We start from the raw sequence: 23,499 nt of genomic DNA, 5'->3' as shown, positions 1-23,499 counted from the left end.
TGAAAATTAGCTTAAGGCGACTCTTGCTCGCGCTTGGTATATTGAATTGAAGCAATGACAGCCCACACAATAAACGCTACACCGATTAAACCTGTGACCACTTCAGGTACATGCACACCTGTACCGCTTGCAATCATAATGAATGCTAAAGCACCAATTGCGTAATGCGCACCATGTTCCAAAAACACGTAAGCATCTAGCGTACCTTTTTCAACAAGATAAACAGTCATTGAACGAACAAAAATAGCACCAATCGCAAGACCCAGCATAATCACAACAACATCGCTGGTAATTGCAAATGCACCAATCACACCGTCAAAACTAAATGATGCATCTAATACTTCAAGATATAAGAAACCGCCTAAACCAGCTTTAACCACACCAGACGCAGCACCCGAGCCATCTTGTAATACAGCATTACCATTTTCATCAATTTCAGGCTCACCACCTAGCAAGTGACTTAATACTTCAACACCAATATAAACCACAATGCCCCAAATACCGGCCATGGTCACGGCTAAACGTTGATGATCATCTACATAACCTGCCATCACAATTAAAGCGATTAAAGCAAGGAATACTGACATTGCTGGTACGCTAGCCAAACTCGTAAGTTTAGATTCAAGCCATCTAAACCAATGCGTTTCTTTTCCGTCATCGAAGAAGAAGTTTAGGAAAACCAACAACAGGAATGTTCCACCAAAAGCTGAAATTTCAGCGTGGTGTGCCATTAAGCGCTCAGAATAAGTTTTCGGATCATTGAGTGCCAGTTTTGCAACTTCAATTACCCCCATATCTGCGGTTACTGCAACAATCACAACAGGGAAAATCAAACGCATACCAAAAACGGCGATTAAAATACCCACCGTTAAAAAGATCATTTTCCAGAACGGATCCCAATTACGCAAAACCGATGCATTCACGACAGCATTGTCAAAAGATAAAGAAACCTCCATTACAGCTAAAATTGCGGTAATGGTTAAAGCTTTAAGCATGGTAGACACGCCAGCTTCAGGCCCATGGGTAAAACCCCAATACGCGGATAGTGCTAAACACACCACCGTAAAAAATATCGAAAATCGGAAATGCTTCATGGATCAGACCTATACCAAGAACTAAATTTAATCTTTCTTAAAACCGCGGTTATTATATCGATAATTAATCACAAAACGATGTTGTTTTGTGCCGTTATTCTCTTTACTTTATCCCTCTGTTTAATAAAGAAATTTATAATTCTTAATTAACTGGTTAATCGTATTAAATATTTTCTTTCGATATATCTATTATTATTATTTTTGTATTTTAAAATTGATTTAAAATCTGGTTCAGCTGTCTTATTTTAAATGGAATGAATTTATGCTTTTTTCTCAAGAACTCTGGCAACGTAATTTAAATTTATATCAAAAAATTCTCGACCTGCCTTTTAATCAGGAACTTGCTAGCGGTACTTTAGATAAAGAAGCATTTTGTCATTATGTTATTCAAGATGCTCAATATTTAGTGGCGTATGGGCGTGTACTTGCTGTTGCCGCAGCCAAAGCCTTTGATGCTGACGATATTATGCAGTTTTCTGATGCCGCAAAAATCGCAATTGTGGTTGAACGTAGCTTGCATGATGACTTCATGAAAAACTTTGGCGTAACCAAAGAAGAATTTCAAAATACACCATTAACCTTGGCAGGCCATCATTACACTTCATTTTTAACCGCAACGGCTTGGTCAGAGAGCTACCCTGTTGTACTTGCTGCACTTTTACCTTGTTTCTGGATTTACGCTGAAGTTGGTAAAGATATTGTAAGCAAATCAGTTGCTAATAATCCTTACCAAGCATGGGTTGATACCTATGCTGGCGAAGAGTTCCATACGGCTGTTCGTAATGTGATTGCGACTGTAGACAAAGTCGCAGCACGTTGTGATGCTGACACATTAGAAAAAATGCATGCCGCCTACACAATGGGTGCAAAACTTGAGTGGTTATTTTGGGACAGTGCTTACCATCAAAGACAATGGTTAGGTTTAGATCACATTTAAAACTTTAAAAGAATCGATCAGTGTATTCATACCTGATCGATTCTTAATAAAATGCGAGATAAGTATGTATATCGGCGAATTAGCATCTTTAACTGGAGCCACTCCTAAAGCCATTCGGCATTATGAAAAATTAGGCTTACTACCAGTCGCAAAAAGAAAAGGCAATTATCGTATTTATGAAGAGATTGATGTCAAATCAGTTAAGATGATTCGCCTTGCACAAGCAGTCGGATTTAGCCTTTCTGAGCTTTATGAGTTGTCAGCTTTAAAATATAAAAATAATCGCTTTCCAGTAGAAATTGCGCAGCAGCTTATTCAAAAAAAGAATCAACAAATTATTGAACAAAAAGAAGCATTAAATCGTTTGCAACTAGATTTAAAACAACTGGAAGATGAGATTATTGAAACTTATATTACCAGTAAAATTTCTGCTTAAAATGATGCATAAAAATCTAAAAATAGCTTTTGAATTTAGCGCTTGACTCTGCCCTTAGGGACAAGGTTTATCGTAAGGACTTCATGTATTACGGATAAATAAAATGAGCGCTCATCTTTCTACATTTAAAAATTCAACAGCATTAATAACAGGAGCATCTTCAGGAATAGGTAAAGCGTATGCTAAAAAAATTGCATCTTTAGGAATCCATCTGATTTTAACAGCACGCTCCGAACAAAAACTAAATGATTTAGCCGATGAACTAAGAAAAAAGTATAGTGTAAATGTTGAGGTGATTGTTTTAGATTTAGCTCAACCCAATTCAGCTCAGACCTTATTTAATGAAGTACAGGCAAGAAAATTATCGGTAGAAATTTTAATTAACAACGCAGGGTTTGGAAAATGGACCAAGTTCCTTGATCAATCGATTTCTACCTATCAAGAAATGATTACACTTAACATCAGCAGTGTAACGTCTTTATGTTATCTGTTTTTGCCACATATGCTTTCGAACAAAAAAGGCATCATGATTAATATTTCGTCGACAGGTGCCTTCCAACCTCTCCCTTATATTGCTGTTTACGGCGCAACTAAATCTTATGTTTTGCAGTTTACTGAAGCACTTGCAGGGGAATATGGCACTTCGGGTGTTAAGTTTATCGCTGTTTGCCCAGGCAATACCGAAACCAATTTTACTCAGGTCGCAAATGCTGATACCAGTGGAATGAAAAGCTCTACGGTAGATGACGTTGTCTCTGCAACAGTTAGAGCGTTAGATAAAAATAAAGCAACAGTAGTGGTGGGATGTAGCAACTATTTGACGTCTCAATTGCCCCGCATTCTTTCCCGCAAAAAAATGATTAATTTAGTCGAAGGTATGCTCAGAACGCGTATTGTTGAGCAGTCATAAAAAATGCTTCAATTTAAAAGATTAAGGGATTTCTCTTAATCTTTTAATGCTGAAATAGCTGCCAGCCATAAATTAAACCTGCCGCAGCGACCACCCAACAAAGGGTTGCCAACCCTAGACACGACCACATCGACATGCGTGTTGCGAGCATATAAACAGCCACTAAATAAATGGCATAAGGAATAAGTGACCATAGACCAAATAGAGCCGTTTTTTGTAATGCTTCGGCTCCTTTTTGCTGATAGACAATCACATGAGCAATCAAAGCAAAGGTAGGAAAAAGTGGGACTAAACCTGCAATATAAAATGCCTTACTTTTCGATAAAATCGAAATAATGAGGACAACCCCAGCCCCCAACATACATTTTAAAAATAACGCCCACATGTGCCGATCCTACCTGATCATTTCCATTTCAAAACGCTGTATTTTGCGCTTTTTAAAGAAAATTAACAGCGACTAAAGCAATCAATGCAGGAACTGCCTGAATATAAATAATCTTTTTACTGGCAGTCAGCCCACCATAAATACCTGCAATCAGTACACAGCCTAAAAAGAAGTTGGCAATTGATGTCGCAAACGGTGCATCAGCCAATAAAGACCAAAATAAACCCGCCGCTAAAAAGCCATTATAAAGACCTTGGTTCTGTGCCATCACTTTGGTGAGTTTTGCTTTTTCAGCATTATTTCCAAAGGCTTTCATGCCATAAGGCTTGTCCCACAAAAACATCTCTAACACTAAAATATAGACATGTAATATCGCGATAAGCGCAATGAATATTTGTCCGATCATATAGTTTTCCTTTTTATTTTAAAGATATGAAAAAAGACCAGTCTCTCGACTGATCTTTTAGTGTGTTACGGCTTTAATAATACTTTGCCTTGTCGAGCACCTTCCGTTGCTCTTTGGGCAGCTGTTTTAATCTCATCAAAACTAAACACACCTTCTACAGGTAGAATTAATTTTTTCTGAGTCGCTAGTGTTAATAACTCAACAATCAGTTCCTTTTTACGTTCTGCTGGCATTTCTTTATTGACCACACTCGCCCAGAACCCTTTTACTGTTGCTTGTTTGAAAATCAAATCGCCCGATGAAATCTGCATGGTTTCGCCAGTCATACTGCCAAACGAAACGAGCAAGCTATTTTCACTGAGTAAGTGCAGCATTTCACCACTTGCGGTTCCACCAATCGAATCTACACCAGCAATCAGAGGTTGGTCACCGTGAATCTGTTTAACTTGTTCTTTCCAGTTAGGTTGATCGGTCGCAACAACATGTTGAATGCCTAATGCCTGCATTTCTGCAATTGCATCCGTACGACGAACCAGATTAATCACAGATAAACCACGTGCCTGAGCAATCATCGCAACTGTTTTACCGACTGCACCGTTCGCCGTGTTTTGAATGAGCCATTGACCCGGTTGAACATTTACAAAGTCCAATAACATGAGAGCACTAATTGGCATACCAATCAGCTGTGCTGCTGTCTCATCATCAATTTCATTATTTAAAGGAATAAGGCCTTGAGCTGGTGCAATAAAGTATTCAGCCCAACTTCCATGTACAGCCGCAACTGCAATACGCTGCCCTACTTGTACATGAGTAACACCTTCACCCAAGGCATCAACAATACCAACGCCTTCACTACCACCAATCGCAGGTAATGTCGGCTTGTAGCCATAGCTTCCACGTACTGTCCATACATCATGATTATGAATTGGAGACATGATGGTTTTAATACGCACTTCGCCTGCTTTTGGTTCTGGCTTTGGCATATCTGCCTGCTCTAAAACGTCTACAGGTTCGCCAAAATTACGATGGATAATACTTCGCATGCTTTATTCCTCTATCGGTTTTAAGAGTTGTTGGGTGGTTTCTAAGGCTAGGTGTAAATGTGCTTTGTCTTGCGACAATTTTGTGAGTAAAGCAGCACCTAACCATAACTGATACATAACTTGCGCAGTTTTTAAAGGCTCAATGTGTTTTGGAATTGACCCTTCTTGTTGCCCATCTTTGAGTAGCAAAGCCAAACGTTGCGTTAGTTTGTGCACACCGTCATTCAGAATTTGGCGCATATCTTCTGATAAGTCAGAAACCTCTGCTGCCAGTTTCACAATCAGACAGTTTTCAGCCCAGCTACCATTTACCGGATCATCAATCCATGCCTTCCATAACGCCATTAACCGCGCATGAGCACTTTGCTCACTGTGCTGCCAAAGTTGTTCTACTCTAACTTTATAGTCAGCCATGTATTGCTCGAGCAACGCACAACCGAATGCCTCTTTCGAAGCAAAGTAGTGATAGAACGAACCTTTAGGTACGTCACAAGCCTTTAAAATTTCTTGCAAACCGACACCGACAAAACCTTTGTGTAATACCAGCTCAAAGCTGGTATCTAAAATGTGTTGTCGCGTGCTTTCGCTTTTGTTTAATCGTTTCATGCATGTACCATACTCCTCTAATAGACCAGTCGTCTAGTGAAATTATGTTACGCGTTAAAATTTTGTTGAGAGTAGAAATGTAGAACGAGGAGTGTTAAAAATACAATCTGCTTATTTAAACAAATTTTGTCGATTGTCGTTTAACCGTCACAATTTGTCGCTTTAAATCATTTTGTAGCACTTGAACAATTTTAAATCGTTATCATATATAGGGTCTGTTGTTTATAAATAGCCATATCTCCCTGTGACTAATCAAACAACACCTAAATTTTCATCAATACATAATTGAGATGTTTTATGAGCCAAAGTCATATCCGTATTCGAGGCGCACGTACCCATAACTTAAAAAATGTGTCACTCGATATTCCACGCGACAAATTTGTGGTGATTACGGGGCTATCAGGTTCAGGAAAATCTTCTCTTGCCTTCGATACCTTGTACGCCGAAGGACAGCGCCGTTACGTCGAATCGCTTTCAGCGTATGCCCGCCAGTTTTTATCGCAAATGGAAAAGCCTGAAGTCGACTCGATTGAAGGTTTGTCCCCAGCAATTGCCATTGAGCAAAAATCTACTAGTCATAACCCACGTTCAACGGTGGGTACGATTACCGAAATTTATGACTATTTACGTTTGCTTTATGCACGTGTTGGTACACCATATTGCCCTGAACACGACTTGCCGATGGTTGCGCAAACCGTTTCTGAAATGGTCGATGCGGTAAAAAACCTTGAGGAAGGCACAGCACTCATGTTACTTGCCCCAGTGGTTCGTGAACGTAAAGGTGAATACAGTAACCTGTTCGAACAACTACAAGGCCAAGGTTTTGTACGGGCGCGTGTAGATGGTGAAATCATTGATATTGATACGCCACCAGAACTCGACAAAAAGAAAAAGCACACCATCGAAGTTGTGGTTGACCGTTTTAAAGTGCGTGATGACTTAGGCAACCGTATTGCTGAATCATTTGAAACCGCACTTCGTTTAGGTGGCGATATTGCTGTTTTATCGTGGATGAATGGCGAACACCCAGATCGTGTTTTTTCTGCAAAACACTCATGCCCTGAATGTGACCGTGCTGTGGCAGAGCTTGAGCCACGTTTGTTTTCATTTAACAACCCGTTCGGTGCCTGCCCTGTTTGTGATGGCTTAGGTACACGTAGCCACTTCAGCTCTGAAAAGCTCATTCCAAATCCTGATCTCGCAATTAGTGAAGGAGCTATTCGTGGATGGGATCGTCAACGTCCATATTACTATTCAATGCTACAAAAAGTTGCAGACCATTTTGGTTTTCAACTTGATACGCCTTGGAACCAGTTAGATAAAGACACTCAAAAGAAATTCTTACAAGGCACTGGTAAAGAAAAAATCGATTTAAGCTATATAGATGAACGTGGTCGTAAACATAATCGCGTGCAACCTTTTGAAGGAATTTTGCCGCACCTTGAACGTCGTTACCGTGAAACTGAAAGTAACTATGTACGTGATGATTTAGCTCAATATCTCTCTAATGCAGCGTGTGATGCATGTGATGGCTCACGTCTAAATGAAATTTCACGCCATGTTCGTGTAAAAGACAAAACTATTGCTGACATTACCCGCATGTCAATTGGCGATGCCGAAAGTTACTATCAAGATTTAAACCTTGAAGGTGCTAAAGGTGAAATCGCCGATAAAATCTTTAAAGAGATTCGTGAACGTTTACATTTCTTGGTGAGTGTTGGACTTAACTATTTAAGTTTAGCTCGTTCTGCCGAAACGTTATCGGGTGGTGAAGCACAACGTATCCGTTTAGCCTCACAAATTGGTGCAGGTTTAATGGGCGTCATGTATGTACTCGATGAACCATCTATTGGTTTGCATCAACGTGATAACGATCGTTTATTACAAACCCTGATTCGCTTACGTGATTTAGGCAACACGGTATTAGTTGTTGAACACGATGAAGATGCCATTCGTGCAGCCGACCATATTATTGATATCGGGCCGGGTGCGGGTGTACATGGTGGTGTGATTATTGCTGAAGGAACTTATGATGAATTGGCTGAACATGCCGACTCACTCACAGGACAATACCTTTCTGGCAAACTCAAAATTGAAGTGCCAAAAAAACGTACTGAATCGCCACGTCCAGATGAAGTCATCAAACTTTCAGGTGCAGCAGGCCACAACTTAAAAAATGTCGATTTAACCATTCCACTTGGCATTATGACCTGTGTGACTGGTGTTTCAGGTTCGGGTAAATCAACACTAATCAACCGTACTTTGCTTCCATTGGCTGCAACACAGCTCAACGGTGCAACGACTTTAACGGCTGAAAAGTTCGACTCAATTGATGGTCTACAACATCTAGATAAAGTCGTTGATATTGACCAAAGCCCGATTGGACGTACGCCACGTTCTAACCCTGCAACATATACAGGGTTATTTACACCAATCCGTGAGTTATTTGCTCAAACGCCAGAAGCGAAAGCTCGTGGTTATAGTGCAGGCCGTTTCTCGTTTAACGTGAAAGGCGGACGCTGTGAAGCCTGTGAAGGCGACGGCATGATTAAGGTCGCAATGCACTTCTTACCAGATATGTATGTGCCTTGCGATGCCTGTCATGGCAAACGTTATAACCGTGAAACGCTTGAAGTCGGCTATAAAGGCAAAAACATTTCTGATGTTTTAGAAATGACGGTTGAAGATGCTGCTGAATTCTTTAGTGCCATTCCAGTCATCCACCGCCGCTTAGAAACCTTAACTCAGGTGGGCTTAGGCTATATTCGTTTAGGTCAGGCTGCAACTACACTTTCTGGTGGTGAAGCCCAACGTGTAAAACTCGCACGTGAGTTAGCTAAACGAGATACGGGTAAAACTTTATATATCTTGGATGAACCAACAACAGGTCTACATTTCCATGATATTGCCAAGTTGCTCGATATTTTGCATGAGCTACGTAACAAGGGTAATACCATTGTCGTAATTGAACATAACCTTGATGTGATTAAAACAGCGGACTGGGTTGTGGACTTAGGTCCTGAAGGTGGTTCAGGTGGCGGTATGATCATTGCCGAAGGCACACCTGAGCAAGTGGCTGAGGTTGAGATTTCCCATACGGGTCGTTTCTTGAAACCGATGTTGAAGTAAGAAATTTAAAAAAGCCGGAAATTAGTTTCTGGCTTTTTTATCCCTCTACGACATTTCGCCCCCGAGCTTTAGCTCTTAAAAGTGAACGATCTGCTTTTTCTAATAGCTCCATCCAGCTTGTCGCTCCTATCGCAAAACCAATACTGACAGAGATATGCAATTTTTCATCCGAGCCAGATAAATCAATTCCTTCTAAAGAAATCGCAATACGAATTTTTTCTGCCAATAGACGGGCATCTAAAAACGGTATCTGCTCTAACAAGATTAAGAACTCATCACCACCATAACGAACAATTAAATCTGAAGCACGCACATTCGCTTTTAACTGATCTGCAATACGGCTAATGACTTGATCACCTACAATATGACCATATTGATCATTCACATCTTTAAAGCGATCTATATCAATAATCATCAAACAGGTTTTTGAAAACTTATTTGGATAACTCTCAACAATTTTTAAATATTCAGCTAGAGCCAAACGATTAGATACACCAGTTAAAGGATCTGTATTGGCTATATTTTTAAGTTGAAATTCAAATGCATCTCTTTGCTTAAGCATTTTTTGCAAACGATCAATTGCCTCAAACAGTGAAATAAACTCACCCTTTTTAGAGTTCAAATCATCTACTGGATAGTCTGTACTCTGAGACAACTCAAGAATTAAAGTACGCGCTTGAATAAGAGGTTCAAAGACTCTTCTCTTTGCATAAATTAAAGTGAGTAAAGCAGCCGCTAAAGATATGCTCGAAATAAGCAAAGTCAGAAAGAATTTCTTTTTTGCTAAGTATTTCTCTTGAACCGCAATTGAGACACTCTTATTAAGTAGAAACTTTTGTAAATCAATAACGGTCGTAAATTTACCAACAATATGGTCGGTAAGTTGATTAGCTGTTAAGTGATAAGCCTCATGTTTTTGGCTTTCATCTAAAAGCTGACCAACAATAGGCACGCCTTTATCCAAAAACTCAGTTTTAACTCTTGAATAAAGACGATGATATTCTTGAGTCTTGGCCTGTTCAGACTGTAATGTGTCTACAAGCGCCCATAAATATCGCGCCTGTTGTTGAGTCTGCAAAGAACGGGCCCGATTGTCATTAGGAATCGTTTCTTTAAACGTGATCGGTGCAATAACATTGGATGCAGTGCGACCAGCCTGATCCCGCATATCGGTTAATACAACAATCAAAGTAAAATAGTTATTAATTTGGCTGTCTTTACTTTTTAACTGTAACATCAGCTTTTGCAACACATCTCGGCAGCTATCCCAAGCACCAAACATCGCTAAAATTGCATTATCAAGCTTTTCGGAAGTTCTCGCCTGCTGGGGGGTAGCAACATAATCATCTACAACTGTACGTGCGCGCTTTAAGTCACTCTTAAATTTAGTATTTAAAATATCAGCTAAATCCGAATAGCCCTCTTCTCTTAAAACTCGAATCGTTTCATCAATTTGTTGATCGACAGTAAGACGATATTGTTTTAAATTCTTTTGGTTTTTTAGAAAGTCAGCAGAGTTACTCGACATTAATTTATTTGCTGGTGCACGTTCTTTTGATACTTTATTTGCAACTTCAGCAATTAATTTTAAGCTTTTGATTTCAATCAAAGCTTGTTTGGTTTTTAAATATTCTTGATAGCTACTGACAATAAGAGGCGCAGCCATAAACAGTAACGACAGAATAATGACCAACATAAAGAAAAATAGTCGATTACTGATATGTTCTGAACGTAATCCTGACATTTCTAGTTGGTACTCCGTAAATGTCCTACCATAATCACTGCTAAAGAATGAAGTAAGTAATGCTCATCCTAGCACTTTACTGAACAGAAGTTCAGCAACAAAGCTCAGGTAATATGATTAAGGGCGTCATCTTTACATTTCATAAAATATCTCATCGAATATGTAAATGATGGAATGACTATATTAAATCTCTATTTTACAAATACAGTAAGCTTCATAATTCTATAAAAACCTGCTTTTGTTGTTAAATGGCTCTCCAAACATCAGAAACCCAACATTAAATTGGATTTATTTTTATACAAAGAAAAAACGTTAAATTTCATGTAATTTTTTTAACAAATATTAATGTTTTCTTATAGATAAAAAAAAGCTCAACCTTGGGGAAAGCTGAGCTCGTAAAGTCTGATGTGATGCCACATCGTATCTGGTAAAGTCTTACTAACTTTAAAAATGTTAGATAGTAAACTTTGCAATTGAATTGTGTGACTTATCTCTAATTTTGTAAAGTTGATTAAATTGATCAGAATTAATTTTTTAATCGTTTTTTTGATTTAAAAACGTATTTTTTTTGCCTTATTCAATTATATAATAATTCAAAATAGATAGATTATTTAGATAAACTTATCAAAATAGTGTTAACCATTACTCAAAATTTATAAAAACTGAAACAAGAACAATATTTGAGTGGTTATTTAATAAGCAAATCGACACATTAGTTAACGTTAAAACCGATTAATAAAATCATTTTTTCCAATTATAAATGTAATTATTTTTAAATCATTTGATGCTAAATCCATATGAAGCTTAAGGTTTAGCTTCTTGTTAATGCTAATTTTTTTAGTTGGTTGACATAAACCAATTCGATTGATGGTTATTTAACCATTTTTAACATAAGTGTCAAATTTCCTTAACATTACAATTCAACTATTATTGACTTCATAAATTGTTACAATACAATGACCCCAGCTTTATCTCTTGTTAACGCTGGAAATGATTATGAAAAAACTTGGTTTAGCCACTGCTGTATTATTAGCCATGACCGGTGCTCATGCTTATCAATTTGAAGTTCAAGGTCAATCTGAATATGTTGACACAACTGCAAACGATAAAAACTTCACTGGTGACGTTGCTGGTACATACTACTTAAAAAATGTTGATACCACTAAAGGTCCTTTAGCTGAAGCAGCTTTCTTGAACCAAGCTTCTAGCGTGTCTTTAGGTTACAGCTACCAACAATATGACCAAAACAACGGCTTAAACTACCGTGTAGGTACATACGGTGTTAAAGGTGAGGCATACGTTCCAACTCCTTACCTTCCTGTATATGCTAGCGCTACTTATAACCACACTGACGTTGATGGTAAAAACGCGATTTCTCGTGATGACCAAGGCGACCGTTATGCATTAGAAGTTGGTGCAATGTTGTTACCTAACTTCTTGATGACTGTTGGTTATACAAGCGTTGCTAATCAATTCGCTTTAGATAACTTCGGTATCATCAGCAACGGTATCTACTCTGCTGTTAACCAAACTGCTGCAATCCAAAACGATCAAGATGCTGTTACAGCTCGTGCTAAATATGTAGGTCCAATCGACGGAACTAACATGGCAATCGGTTTTGAAGCTGCTGGTGCTTTCGGTCAAGAAAACCAATACGGTTTAAAAACTGACCTTTACTTAACTCCTAAGTTAAGCGTTGGTGCTGCATTCATCGGTAACGACGGCGTAGCAAACATCAAAGGTAACGACCTTGGTGAATTCCGCCAAGCTTGGGGTGGTAACGTAAACTACTTCATCACTCCAGCAGTAGCTGTTGGTGCGTCTTACATGAAAGCTGACGTTAAAAATGCAAGCAACGATACTCAAACTATCGGCTTAAATGCTAAATTCCGCTTCTAATTTAATTTAGAAATTGAATTCAAAAAAAGGACTCTATCGAGTCCTTTTTTTATGGTTGTTAACTTCGTACGATATTTAAGAAATGTAAATGACGCTCATACTGGTCAATAATATCCTGAATCAAATCTTCTTGAGTCCAGTCCATTACATCATAGTTTTGTCCGCCCTCTCTCAAAAATACCTCGGCTTGGAAATATTGCCCGTCTTCAGCTTCTGTACGCCCAATTAAAAAACTTGGTGGTACTGTTTCACGTGAAACAACTTTATAAATAAAATTAATTTCATGATGGTGATCCACTCGAAGTTGCATACCATCTTCAACTTCACTAATCGATACCTCAAGGTGACGACGCTTAAACTCATGCTTAATATTTTCAAAAGCACTATAAACTTGCTTTTCAATATATTGCTTAACCTCTTCTTCACTATGTGGATAGTGCATGATTAGGCCTAAACGTTGCTGCCAACTTCTCGGATTATGAATTGCACGTGGGGTAATTCTAGCTTCCTGAATTGCTTGCATTTTCGTGACATCAAGATGCAAAGCTTTTATTAATCCCCAGCTCATTAAAAGCATGACCACAGTAAATGGTAATGCACTCATAATGATTGAAGACTGCAATGCAGCAAGTCCACCTGCTAAAAGTAAAATAATAGCCAGCACTGCCATGAGTACTGTCCAAAACAAACGTTGCCACGTCGGTGAGTTATCAGTTTTTGCTGTTAAGTAATCAGTAACCAGCGCACCAGAGTCAGCCGAAGTTACAAAGAAAAGAATAACTAATATTGTTGCAATAATATTCATGACACCAGACCAAGGTAAGTGTCCTAAAAATTCAAATAATGCAACTGAAGAGTCTTGCTGAACAGCCTGAATGAGAGTGGTTTGATGTTCCTGAATAATACTAAATAATGCAGCATTTCCTAAAAAACCCATCCAGATAATGGTAAAACCGGTCGGAATAAGTAGAACACCTACAATAAATTCACGGATAGTACGTCCACGTGAAACCCTTGCGATAAACATACCCACAAATGGTGACCATGAAATCCACCAAGCCCAATATAAAATAGTCCATCCCCCAATCCATCCATTTGGCTGATAGGCATATAAATTGAATGTCATGGTAAATAGGTTAGAAATATACTGACCCGTGTTTTGAATAGTAGTTTGCAGTAAATAAATACTAGGCCCAGCGATAAAAACAAATACTAATAAGATTAAGGCTAAAACTAAGTTTAGCTCTGATAAACGTTTGACCCCTTTATCAAGTCCTAAGAACACAGATAATGAAGCTAAAATACTCACAAAAATAATGAGCAAAACTTGAATATGAGTGCTTTGCTCTATACCGAGTAAATAATGTAAACCAGAGTTAATTTGAGTAACACCAAAACCCAGAGAAGTCGCTACACCAAATACGGTACCAATGGTCGCAAAGATATCAATGCTGTCACCCCAAGGTCCATAAATCTTTTTACCAATGAGTGGATAAAGAGCAGAACGGGTCTTTAGGGGTAAATTATGACGATAAGCAAAATATGCTAATGCTAAACCGACCACTGCATAAATTGCCCACGCATCTAAGCCCCAGTGGAAAAAAGTCACACGTAAGGCTTGCTGGGCTGCATCAATGGTCTGTGCATCTCCACTTGGTGGATTGACATAATGCATGACAGGTTCAGCAACACCAAAAAACATTAAGCCAATACCCATACCCGCAGTAAACAGCATGGCAAACCATGAACCGTTACCATATTCAGGCTGGCTATGGTCAGGCCCTAATTTAATTCGTCCAATCGAAGAACAGGCAATATAAATGAGCAGAATAAGAAAGAAAGCAACCGATAAAACATAAAACCAGCTAAATGAATCAGTGATCCACTGTTTTAAATGCTGCGTTAGAAGTTCGAAAGAACTCGGAGCAATCACAACTACTGCCAAGAACAAAGCAATAATGATGACCGTACCCAAAAAGACATTGGGATTAACATTTGCGAACCAACTCGTTTGTTTGGAAGGCATAAATCCTCCATGTTATTTTTAATGAAAATGACAGGCATAAAGCCAATAAAGACATTCAGGAATGAATAAAGCTATATCTTTCAATAGAGAAAGCTGATAATACTTTAAATAAACTTAAAGAATATTGCAGTTACAAAGGTGTAAATAAATTGAAACACCTCCTTCTTTATTTATCAGAATTCTTTTTGGGTGCATGTGAGATGTACTGTAATGCAATTAAACGCGTAACGATAAGTGCTAGATACATCACCCCACAAAACATTTGTAGCATTGCTAAAACACGTGCTGGTGGGCTAAGAGGCATTAAGTCGGACAGCCCTGTTGCTGACTGCAAACTAAAGCTTAAAAACAGTAAATCTAGCCAGGTTTGTATATGATGGACATGGTTTGGATTTTGAAAGCTATTGGGAATTAATAGCTGACAAATGTTGTATAAAAACGCAAAACCCCAAGCGATTAAGGTAAAAACAGCTGCGGCTGCAAAGAGTTCATCTCGTGTTAAATATCTGTCGGCAAACATATAACGAAACAAGCCATAAGCTGCCGAAAAATAAGCTAAAGCTTCACAAGTATGGGCAAAAATTTGGATCGTTAAATTGCCATAGCCTAATAAAATAAATGCTGAAGATAGAATTGCTCCACTTACAAATGTGAGTCCTAAAAAAGTAAACATCGGGGTTTGACGAATAACCTTAGCAATAATAAGTAAAGCGAGAACTCCCAACGCCCAAGTGAAGGTTCTATATGCCTCATTATCAAAAGTCAGCATGGCCAAAATAAGTAAAATGAATTGCACAAACAGCAACCATGCTGAAGGCAGCAATCGAAAGCTTGCCCAGAACTCGATGATAGATCGCATTTAATTATTTTCCGTTTTTTCGTTATGTTTTGAATTATAGAAAATCATACTGTACAAAAAATAGGATAAACAAGTTGTTCTTTATTAAGGAGCTTCTTATTAATAACTATATCGGAGAAACAAAAAAAGCCCCGCAGGGCTTTTTATGAAATATTTAATACGTTTTGATTTTAGTGATCTGATGCACCAGAAGCACCAATACCTGTCATTGAACGTACATATTGTGCATCGAAAGCAGCACGTTCTTTTTTCGCACGTGCTGAGTTATCAGTCACGGAGAAGAACCAGCAGCAAAGGAATGACAGTGGCATAGCAAATAATGCAGGACCGTTGAATGGGTTGATTGGTGTATCAGAGATTTTTAACGTATCTACCCAAACTGCTTTAGATAAGATAATCAGTACAACTGCGGTTACTAAACCAACCACTCCACCAATTACTGCACCACGAGTGGTTAAACCTTTCCAGAACATTGAAAGCACAAGTACTGGGAAGTTTGCACAACACGCTACAGAGAACGCTAAGCCCACCATGAACGCTACGTTTTGCTTTTCAAACAAGATACCCAAAATCATGGCAAAGATTGCTAAACCAAGTGTTGCAATTTTTGACATACGGAGTTCAGAAGCTGGAGTCGTTTGACCTTTCTTAAATACGTTAGCGTATAAGTCATGCGAAATTGCAGATGCACCTGAAAGTGTTAAACCAGCAACAACAGCAAGAATCGTTGCAAACGCTACCGCTGAAATGAAGCCCATGAATAAGTCACCGCCTAAAGCGTCACTTAAATGCACGGCTGCCATGTTGTTACCACCAACAAGCTCAAGCTTGCCTGTCATAGCCATTTTTGCAACATCAAGGAACTGTGGGTTGTTTGATACGAACAGGATCGCACCAAAACCAATAATGAAAGTTAAAAGATAGAAGTAACCAATGAAACCTGTTGCAACTACAACCGACTTACGCGCTTCTTTTGCATCTTTCACGGTGAAGAAACGCATAAGAATATGTGGAAGACCTGCTGTACCAAACATGAGTGCTAAACCAAGAGATAAGGCATCAATTGGGTTTGCTGCAAGTTTACCCGGACCCATAATTTTAGAAGCGTCTTCAAAGCTGATGCTATGAACTTTACTAAATACTTCAATTGATTGGGTAAACATGTTGCTGAAACTAAATCCAACTGCTTTCATAACCATAAATGCCATGAAGGTCGCACCGCTCAGTAACATCACTGCTTTAATGATTTGTACCCACGTGGTTGCTAACATGCCACCAAAAATTACATATGCCATCATTAAGAGACCAACGATGACAACCGCAATGTTGTAGTTCAAACCAAATAGCAATTTGATGAGCTGACCTGCACCTACCATTTGCGCAATTAAGTAAAACGCGACAACAACAAGTGAGCTAAAAGCAGCTAAAGTACGAACTGGTTTTTCTTCAAGGCGGAATGACACGACATCGGAAAGGTTATATTTACCGAGGTTACGTAAGCGCTCTGCCACCAAGAATAAAACGATTGGCCAACCGACCATAAATCCGAGTGAATAAAGCAAGCCATCAAAACCAGAGCTAAACACCATTGCGGAAATACCAAGGAATGACGCCGCTGACATATAGTCACCTGCAATCGCCAAACCATTTTGGAAACCACTAATTCCCCCACCCGCAGTATAGAAGTCTTGTGCTGATTGAGTTTGTTTTGCAGCCCATTTAGTAATGAACAGTGTGAAACCAACAAAGATGACAAACATGATAATGGCATGCCAGTTGGTTGCTTGTTGCTCTGCTTCACCTAAGTCTGGGCTTGCCATAGCAACAGTTGAATATAGCGATGCTGCACCCATTAGGGCTTTCGCTTTTAATGAATTCCATTTCATATTAGTGTAGTCCTTTCTCGTGCGTGATGGCTTCAACTTCCTTCAACGCTTCTTCACTCAATTGGTCAAGGGTATTATTTGCGATATAGGAATAGACACCACAGAGTAGGAAAGATAAAACAATAATTCCTAAACCTAGCGGGATACCCCATGTCGTTACACCACCACTAAAGGAACTCATCAAAAATTCTTTGTTGTAGCCCACAAGTAGCATAAAGCCCACATATAGCACTAACATGATGATTGTGAGCGTCCAGCTTAATGCACTTTTTTTCTTGACCATTTTTTGAAACTTTGGATTGCGTAGAATCTGTTCTACTTGGCTCTGATCCATAACCAAACTCCTTACCTAGTGCCCAACCTTGGTCACTTTTTTTTAATGTATTTTTTCATAATTAAAGTTAGCAAGATTCCAGCTTAGTCGTAACTTAGACTTTGGTCGTTAAAATTTAATCAATTTATAGCTTTGTTTCGGCATAGGTTATGATAGACACAAGGTTTCACTTACGTAGGTCATATGAACAGCTGGCTGATTATTGGGGTTCTCACTCTTTATATTGCGCTTTTATTTGTTTGTGCTTTTTTTGGTGAGAAGCATGCCAGTCGTCTCGGCACACGTGGCCGCATGTTTTTATTTAGTTTAACTTTAGGTGTTTACTGCTCTTCATGGACATTTTATGGCGCAACTGGCGCTGCCGTTCGAGAAGGCGTTATCTTCCTACCTATTTATTTAGGGCCACTTTTATTTGTCTGGTTTGGTTATGACATCTGGCGGCGTTTAGGCCGAGTTCGTCAGCACCATGCGATTTCCTCGATCGCTGACTTTGTCGCAGCACGCTATGGTAAAAGTGGTGTACTCGCCTCGTTAGTGACTATTCTTGCCGTTATCGCGATTATTCCTTACCTCGCATTACAGCTCCGTGCCATTGCTTTAAGTACTTCTGTCATTATGGAGCAAAACTCGCACATTCATACCACTACCAATAGCGTGTTATTGCTCACCAGTGTACTCGCAATTTTGGCCATGATTTTTGGTACACGGCAAATTGCAAACACGGAACAACATGGCGGCCTTATGCTTGCTGTTGCATTTGAATCGTTCGTGAAGTTATTTGCCTTATTGTGTGTGGCTTTATTTTTTATTTTTGAATCACCAGCTAACCTGAGCCAAATGACCTCTGATGTGAATCAGACTTTTCAGGAAGTACAGCTCTTTGGTGTCCCTGAAACTTTCTGGATTCAAACTTTGCTGGCAGGCTTAGCGATTATTTGTTTACCACGTCAGTTCCACGTGGCAGTGGTTGAACTACGCGATGAAAAGCATATTCGTGGTGCTCGTAAGTGGTTCGCGGTTTATCTCATTTTGACTATTCTTGCGATTATTCCAATCGCAAGTTGGGCTTTGCATGCTGCACCAAAATTCCTGACCGTACCCGATGTGGCTGTGCTGTCCTTACCTTTAAGTTATAACCAAGAGTGGCTCGCTTTATTGGCCTTTTTGGGCGGCTTTTCAGCCTCGACAGGTATGTTATTGGTGTCATCAGTTGCATTGTCTATCATGCTCAGTAACGATTTGATTATGCCTGCCTTATGGCGTTTTAAATTGCTGTCGCGTCACGACAAACATTTACCTAAAGTTCTAAAGTTCAGCCGTCGTATTAGTATTGTCGCAGTAATGCTACTCGGCTTCTTATTTTTCCATTTCTTTAATGATATTAACCAGCTTTCAGTATTTGGATTATTGGCATTTAGTGCTGTAGCTCAGTTTGCACCTGCACTGATTGGTGGGCTGTATTGGCGAGGTGGAAGTCGTCAAGGAGTTTATGCAGGTCTCATCGTTGGATTTTTAATGTGGAGTTACACCTTACTCTTTCCAACCATATTACGTAGCTTACCAGAAGCCTATCAGGAAACTGCACAAAGTATTTTGCTCTTCGGCCCATTTGGCATAAATGCTTTACGTCCAGAGTCACTTTTTGGTTTTGAGTCATTTGCTCCTTTAACTCATGGCGTGATTTGGTCGCTCGGTTTAAATATTCTGTTATACATCTGGATTTCAAAAATTTATCGACCAAGTGTGGCAGAACAAATTCAGGCAGAAAGCTTTTTTTATTATGAAACCAAGCCTTTACCTTCACCGCATACCTCTACCGATTTAACTTACCTTCCACATGACGCAGCTCGCTTAAAAGTGGGTGATCTATTTGCCTTAGCCAAAAGAATTACAGGTGAGCAGCCAACCACACAAGCATTCGAGAACTTTTGTGAGCAAAACCATCTCACACTCAATCCAAATACGATTGCCAATGGCATGTGGTGGCGTTTTACTGAGCAATATCTAGCAGGTATTATCGGTGCAGCTTCTGCACGTACCTTGCTAACCACAGCAATGATCAATAACGGCCTCGCTTTAGGCCAAGTCGCTAATATTTTAGACCAAGCCTCACAATGGCAACGCTTTAATCAGAACCTACTTATGACCATGATTGACCACATGACCCAAGGGGTGAGTGTAGTTGATAAAAATATGTGTTTGGTCGCGTGGAACAATCAATATTTAAAACTATTTGGCTATCCAAAAGACCTTGTTTATGTGGGCTGTCCTATTGCCGACCTAATTCGTTATAACGCTGAACGTGGCGAATGTGGTCCCGGTTCAGTCGAAGAACATGTGCGCAAACGTCTTCACTGGATGAAAGTCGGCAGCGCTCATGAGTTTGAACGTATCCGTAAAGACGGCCGCGTAATTCAAATGCGAGGTAACCCAATTTCAGGCGGTGGCTTTGTCACCACATTTGCTGATATTACCGCTTTCCGTGCGAACGAAGCCGTACTTGAAGCTCGCGTAAAAGACCGAACTCAACAGCTTGCTGATGCTTTATCTGAGCAACAACTTGCACGTGAGCAAGCCGATATGGCCAATATGTCCAAGAGTCGATTTATTGCCGCGGCAAGCCACGATCTTTTACAACCCATGCACGCTGCTCGTCTGTTTAGTACTGTTCTTGAGCAAAGTATTTCGACAGAAGAAGAACGCCAAACCTTACAACAACTTGACCGAGCACTCTATGGTGCCGAAAGTATGCTGTCTGCCCTGCTCGATATTGCTCGTTTAGAAGGTGGCAGTATCCAGCCAAAAAGACAGCCTTATCCTTTGCATGATTTACTCAGTGACCTTGAGTTGCAGTTTAAATCGATTGCTGCTCAGCGGAACATTTCATTGAAAGTTCATGATGTATCGTTCTGGATTGATACCGACCCACAGTGGATTCGTCGTATTATTCAAAACTTTGTCAGCAATGCCTTACGCTACACCGCCAAAGGCCGAGTAGTCGTAGGTGTGCTCCGTTCTGCACAGCAGCCGAATCATATTCGAATTGGCGTTTGGGATACTGGCCCTGGTATTGCCGAAGAACAACGAGTTAAGCTGTTCCAAGAATTTGAACGTTGTGGGCATTTATCACCTTGGGGTGAACAAGGCTTAGGACTAGGGCTTGCGATCGTACAACGTATGACTGGCTTGCTCAATTACCCAGTTCACGTTTACTCAGAGTTGGGCAAAGGCTCATGCTTTATGATTGAGGTACCTATTGTCGAGCCACCAAAAGTTACAACACCAGCTGTACAAGCTGTGCCTTTAAAAACCAAAGCGTACCGTATTTTGTGCTTAGATAATGACGAAACGATTTTAGAGGGTATGAGTAGTTTATTAGGGCGATGGGGTTATCAGGTATTCAAAGCTACTGAACCTGAACAGGCTTTAGACATTATTCAAAAAGAGAATATTCAGGTTTGGCTCATCGACCAACACTTAAATAACAATCAACTTGGTGTTGATTTTATTAATCAAAATCGTCAACACGATGTTCCAGTTGCTTTAATTACTGCTGACTCTCATCCTGAGTTACCACAGCAATTAAAAGAATTAAATATCGTTTTACTGAAGAAACCACTTAAACCTGCCTCATTAAGAGCTTGGTTATCTGGACTTAAAATTGCCAACACAGCTGACTAATTATTTTCATCCCCCAAGCTTTCTATAGGTTTGGGAGATATTTTTTGGCAAAAATTATGTGGTTAATTTAAGCAAATAGGCAGAACTGCTCAAAAAGTCTTCTTTTAGGCCATGAATGATTGACCAAAGTTTCCAATGCTTACTTTCCTATGGCAAAGCTCACCTTTTTTGTAAGTGAACACGTGTACACCTAGTTACAATTTAATAAACCAATGTTTTTTAAAAATATTATTTACTTAAAAACACCGTATAAGACTTTAGTCGTATTCTACTTGCATTCTTCATAGCACATAAATATCCCAAACGTATTTTATATTTGAACTTACTTCTGCCTATAGCCAGCTCTTGAATTAAAGCAAAGGACAACTGCCATGAATATTTCTGATAACAACCCGCAAGGGCAACTTTCATCTCAACAGTTTTATCGTCAATATAGTGCTAATGCCTTACTTCCAGAATTAGATTGGCAAAGTATTTTTCCTCATAGCAAGCTTAGCGAATCGCATATCAAAGCACTCAATACAATTTATCAGTGTACTGTACCACTCGCGCTTAATGTATTTCATGATCTAAATTTTGATGTATTTGCACCTGCTGCTTATCATCCTCAAGGTTTAGGTTTATTTGATAAGTTAGCTCAACAGGAAGAGAATTTTCTAAAAGTTCTTAGTGCTGAAAGTGAAAATCTTGACCATGACACACGTCATCAAATCTGGAGTATGCTTCTACGTGGTGGCGCTGTTTTAGTTTTCAAAGCTTGGCTAGGTCATGTCAAACTTGGCGAAAACCTGTTAGATATGACTCAGTTTGATGAGCTTTCTGACTTACTGTTTATTAAAACACCTCCACATCAACTTGCTGAACGTCTGCATGTTGATGAAAAAGCAAAACTCGACCATATCTTCTTAATGTATGGCAATGACATTTTCCTTGATCGATTCAACAGTCTGGAAACAGCTGCTCTGTTTGTTGATTTAGGTGTTTATGATGCAGCTTTCTTAAGCTTGCGTGATGACCGTGTAGCTGAATATTTAAAAAGTAAAGGCTATGTGACCCAAGAACAGATCGATGATTTGCAATGTGCTCTTAACCCACTGTACTGCGACAGCCTCACACCTAAGCAAGATTGTCTTGCCTAAGTGGAAAATAAAAAAGACCTCAATTGAGGTCTTTTTTTATTTTTAAATTTTCTTATCTTCAATATTTAATGCGCTAATTGCTAATACAGCTTGGGTACGATTTTGTACACCTAATTTTCTAAAAATAGCGGTTACATGCGCTTTAATGGTTGCTTCTGAAACATCGAGTTCATAGGCAATCTGTTTATTTAGCAAACCTTCAGCAACCATCATTAAAACACGGAACTGCTGAGGCGTTAAAGACTGAATACGTTCCGCTAAAGCAGTTTCATCTGCCGCTCTCGGATCAAGATTAAGATTTGACGGTAGGTTTGGTGGTAACCAAATTTCGCCATCTAAAACTTGACGAATCGCTTCACCAATATGACTTGGATGAGCCGATTTAGGAATATAACCCATCGCGCCATGCGCAATTGCACGCTGAATAATTGAAGTTTCTTCATGCGCAGAAACTACAATAATTGGAATAGCAGGATACTGAGCTCTTACATAAACAAGAGCGGAGAAACCTGAAGCACCCGGCAAATTTAAATCGAGTAACACTAGGTCAGGTTCTGCCCCATTTTCCAAACGCTCATAAAACTCATCAACCGAAGCTGTTTCATGAATTTGTGCCTGTGGCAGGCTATAACGTACTGCTTGAATTAAAGCATGACGAAACAAAGGATGATCATCAACGATTAAAATATTCATAAGCGATTAAAGTAATCTTGAGCATAAGTATGGCCTATTGTAACCCTACTATTTAGATGAAAGATACGTTCATCGTATCCATTTTTATGCAAAATATTGATAAATGCATAACTTAGACAAAATTTTTCAGATGTTTTTTAACTTTTAATAAAAATTAATCTGTTTTTTATATAAGCTTCTTTTTTATTATAAAAAATATATCACCTATAATTATATAAAATAAAAACAGCAGCTTAATAGAAAACCAAACTATAAAAATCCATTATTAATCTTTTATATTTAAAACTGATAA

Annotated in this window: 18 protein-coding genes; 7 read left to right on the top strand and 11 right to left on the bottom strand. The window is 39.1% G+C overall.

Translation table 11 applies throughout. The features are described 5' to 3' along the window. Positions 1-11: 11 nt before the first annotated feature. Positions 12-1,094, bottom strand: coding sequence for a DUF475 domain-containing protein (locus F985_RS21010; protein WP_004705003.1), 1,083 nt, complete (start codon positions 1,092-1,094; stop codon positions 12-14). A 262-nt stretch (positions 1,095-1,356) separates the two neighbouring features. Between F985_RS21010 and tenA the strand changes: the two genes are divergently transcribed. The 3 genes from tenA (at position 1,357) to F985_RS20995 (ending at position 3,377) form a co-directional block, all read left to right on the top strand. Beyond that, on the top strand, positions 1,357-2,031 hold the full coding sequence (gene tenA, locus F985_RS21005) for a thiaminase II (RefSeq protein ID WP_004705001.1): 675 nt from the start codon (positions 1,357-1,359) through the stop codon (positions 2,029-2,031). Between the two features lie 64 nt (positions 2,032-2,095). Beyond that, positions 2,096-2,467 (top strand): MerR family transcriptional regulator, encoded by a 372-nt coding sequence (locus F985_RS21000; RefSeq protein ID WP_004704999.1) that lies wholly within the window; start codon positions 2,096-2,098, stop codon positions 2,465-2,467. A 103-nt stretch (positions 2,468-2,570) separates the two neighbouring features. Next, positions 2,571-3,377 carry an SDR family NAD(P)-dependent oxidoreductase gene (locus F985_RS20995; protein WP_004704997.1) on the top strand — a complete coding sequence of 269 codons (807 nt, stop codon included), beginning with the start codon at positions 2,571-2,573 and terminating at the stop codon, positions 3,375-3,377. 43 nt (positions 3,378-3,420) lie between these two features. On the opposite strand, the gene F985_RS20990 is transcribed toward F985_RS20995, so the two are convergent. The 4 genes from F985_RS20990 to F985_RS20975 all read right to left on the bottom strand — a co-directional run bounded on the left by F985_RS20990 (position 3,421) and on the right by F985_RS20975 (position 5,817). Continuing rightward, a complete protein-coding gene (locus F985_RS20990; protein ID WP_004704995.1) occupies positions 3,421-3,762 on the bottom strand; it encodes a GlpM family protein in 342 nt (113 codons plus the stop codon). Positions 3,763-3,814: 52 nt separating this feature from the next. Continuing rightward, positions 3,815-4,168 (bottom strand): DUF1304 domain-containing protein, encoded by a 354-nt coding sequence (locus tag F985_RS20985; protein ID WP_002053763.1) that lies wholly within the window; start codon positions 4,166-4,168, stop codon positions 3,815-3,817. Between the two features lie 65 nt (positions 4,169-4,233). Beyond that, positions 4,234-5,211: a zinc-binding dehydrogenase gene (locus tag F985_RS20980; protein ID WP_004704993.1), complete on the bottom strand. Its 978-nt coding sequence runs from the start codon at positions 5,209-5,211 to the stop codon at positions 4,234-4,236. A gap of 3 nt (positions 5,212-5,214) precedes the next feature. Beyond that, positions 5,215-5,817, bottom strand: a complete 603-nt coding sequence (locus tag F985_RS20975) for a TetR/AcrR family transcriptional regulator (RefSeq protein ID WP_004704991.1) — start codon at positions 5,815-5,817, stop codon at positions 5,215-5,217. Positions 5,818-6,114: 297 nt separating this feature from the next. On the opposite strand from F985_RS20975, the gene uvrA reads away from it, so the two are divergent. After that, positions 6,115-8,946 (top strand): excinuclease ABC subunit UvrA, encoded by a 2,832-nt coding sequence (gene uvrA, locus F985_RS20970; RefSeq protein WP_004704989.1) that lies wholly within the window; start codon positions 6,115-6,117, stop codon positions 8,944-8,946. Between the two features lie 37 nt (positions 8,947-8,983). Here uvrA and F985_RS20965 read toward each other — a convergent pair whose 3' ends face one another. After that, positions 8,984-10,690, bottom strand: a complete 1,707-nt coding sequence (locus tag F985_RS20965) for a GGDEF domain-containing protein (protein ID WP_004704987.1) — start codon at positions 10,688-10,690, stop codon at positions 8,984-8,986. Positions 10,691-11,686: 996 nt separating this feature from the next. Here F985_RS20965 and omp33-36 point away from each other — a divergent pair. After that, complete coding sequence (gene omp33-36 / locus F985_RS20960) at positions 11,687-12,589, top strand: porin Omp33-36 (protein WP_004704985.1); 903 nt, start codon at positions 11,687-11,689, stop codon at positions 12,587-12,589. Positions 12,590-12,647: 58 nt separating this feature from the next. Here the strand turns inward: omp33-36 and F985_RS20955 are convergent, their stop codons facing one another. From F985_RS20955 to F985_RS20940, 4 genes are all read right to left on the bottom strand, one after another. After that, positions 12,648-14,615, bottom strand: coding sequence for a BCCT family transporter (locus tag F985_RS20955; RefSeq protein WP_004704984.1), 1,968 nt, complete (start codon positions 14,613-14,615; stop codon positions 12,648-12,650). A 166-nt stretch (positions 14,616-14,781) separates the two neighbouring features. After that, positions 14,782-15,474 (bottom strand): ion channel, encoded by a 693-nt coding sequence (locus F985_RS20950; protein ID WP_004704983.1) that lies wholly within the window; start codon positions 15,472-15,474, stop codon positions 14,782-14,784. Positions 15,475-15,644: 170 nt separating this feature from the next. Beyond that, positions 15,645-17,360: a cation acetate symporter gene (locus tag F985_RS20945; protein WP_004704982.1), complete on the bottom strand. Its 1,716-nt coding sequence runs from the start codon at positions 17,358-17,360 to the stop codon at positions 15,645-15,647. 1 nt (position 17,361) lies between these two features. Further along, complete coding sequence (locus tag F985_RS20940; RefSeq protein ID WP_000372818.1) at positions 17,362-17,694, bottom strand: DUF485 domain-containing protein; 333 nt, start codon at positions 17,692-17,694, stop codon at positions 17,362-17,364. 183 nt (positions 17,695-17,877) lie between these two features. Between F985_RS20940 and F985_RS20935 the strand changes: the two genes are divergently transcribed. Together F985_RS20935 and F985_RS20930 are read left to right on the top strand one after the other, a co-directional pair. Beyond that, positions 17,878-21,375: a hybrid sensor histidine kinase/response regulator gene (locus F985_RS20935; RefSeq protein ID WP_004704981.1), complete on the top strand. Its 3,498-nt coding sequence runs from the start codon at positions 17,878-17,880 to the stop codon at positions 21,373-21,375. Between the two features lie 371 nt (positions 21,376-21,746). Then, entirely contained in the window at positions 21,747-22,514 is a 768-nt protein-coding gene (locus F985_RS20930; protein WP_004704980.1) for a hypothetical protein, read from the top strand. Between the two features lie 42 nt (positions 22,515-22,556). Here F985_RS20930 and F985_RS20925 read toward each other — a convergent pair whose 3' ends face one another. Beyond that, on the bottom strand, positions 22,557-23,207 hold the full coding sequence (locus F985_RS20925; RefSeq protein ID WP_004704978.1) for a response regulator: 651 nt from the start codon (positions 23,205-23,207) through the stop codon (positions 22,557-22,559). Positions 23,208-23,499: the final 292 nt, after the last annotated feature.

It is taken from the genome of Acinetobacter seifertii (assembly GCF_000368065.1).
Classification (GTDB): Bacteria; Pseudomonadota; Gammaproteobacteria; order Pseudomonadales; family Moraxellaceae; genus Acinetobacter; species Acinetobacter seifertii.
Note: the sequence above shows the minus strand (reverse complement) of the source record. Positions and strands in the feature narration are given on the sequence as shown.

Bases quoted from the DNA above. Each gene is read 5' to 3' on its own strand.
- uvrA (WP_004704989.1), top strand. From the start codon at position 6,115: ATGAGCCAAAGTCATATCCGTATTCGAGGCGCACGTACCCATAACTTA.
- F985_RS21000 (WP_004704999.1), top strand. From the start codon at position 2,096: ATGTATATCGGCGAATTAGCATCTTTAACTGGAGCCACTCCTAAAGCC.
- F985_RS20925 (WP_004704978.1), bottom strand. From the start codon at position 23,207: ATGAATATTTTAATCGTTGATGATCATCCTTTGTTTCGTCATGCTTTA.
- F985_RS20955 (WP_004704984.1), bottom strand. From the start codon at position 14,615: ATGCCTTCCAAACAAACGAGTTGGTTCGCAAATGTTAATCCCAATGTC.
- F985_RS20940 (WP_000372818.1), bottom strand. From the start codon at position 17,694: ATGGATCAGAGCCAAGTAGAACAGATTCTACGCAATCCAAAGTTTCAA.
- F985_RS20980 (WP_004704993.1), bottom strand. From the start codon at position 5,211: ATGCGAAGTATTATCCATCGTAATTTTGGCGAACCTGTAGACGTTTTA.
- F985_RS20985 (WP_002053763.1), bottom strand. From the start codon at position 4,168: ATGATCGGACAAATATTCATTGCGCTTATCGCGATATTACATGTCTAT.
- F985_RS20930 (WP_004704980.1), top strand. From the start codon at position 21,747: ATGAATATTTCTGATAACAACCCGCAAGGGCAACTTTCATCTCAACAG.
- F985_RS20950 (WP_004704983.1), bottom strand. From the start codon at position 15,474: ATGCGATCTATCATCGAGTTCTGGGCAAGCTTTCGATTGCTGCCTTCA.
- F985_RS20975 (WP_004704991.1), bottom strand. From the start codon at position 5,817: ATGAAACGATTAAACAAAAGCGAAAGCACGCGACAACACATTTTAGAT.
- F985_RS21010 (WP_004705003.1), bottom strand. From the start codon at position 1,094: ATGAAGCATTTCCGATTTTCGATATTTTTTACGGTGGTGTGTTTAGCA.
- F985_RS20990 (WP_004704995.1), bottom strand. From the start codon at position 3,762: ATGTGGGCGTTATTTTTAAAATGTATGTTGGGGGCTGGGGTTGTCCTC.
- F985_RS20935 (WP_004704981.1), top strand. From the start codon at position 17,878: ATGAACAGCTGGCTGATTATTGGGGTTCTCACTCTTTATATTGCGCTT.
- tenA (WP_004705001.1), top strand. From the start codon at position 1,357: ATGCTTTTTTCTCAAGAACTCTGGCAACGTAATTTAAATTTATATCAA.
- F985_RS20945 (WP_004704982.1), bottom strand. From the start codon at position 17,360: ATGAAATGGAATTCATTAAAAGCGAAAGCCCTAATGGGTGCAGCATCG.
- omp33-36 (WP_004704985.1), top strand. From the start codon at position 11,687: ATGAAAAAACTTGGTTTAGCCACTGCTGTATTATTAGCCATGACCGGT.
- F985_RS20965 (WP_004704987.1), bottom strand. From the start codon at position 10,690: ATGTCAGGATTACGTTCAGAACATATCAGTAATCGACTATTTTTCTTT.
- F985_RS20995 (WP_004704997.1), top strand. From the start codon at position 2,571: ATGAGCGCTCATCTTTCTACATTTAAAAATTCAACAGCATTAATAACA.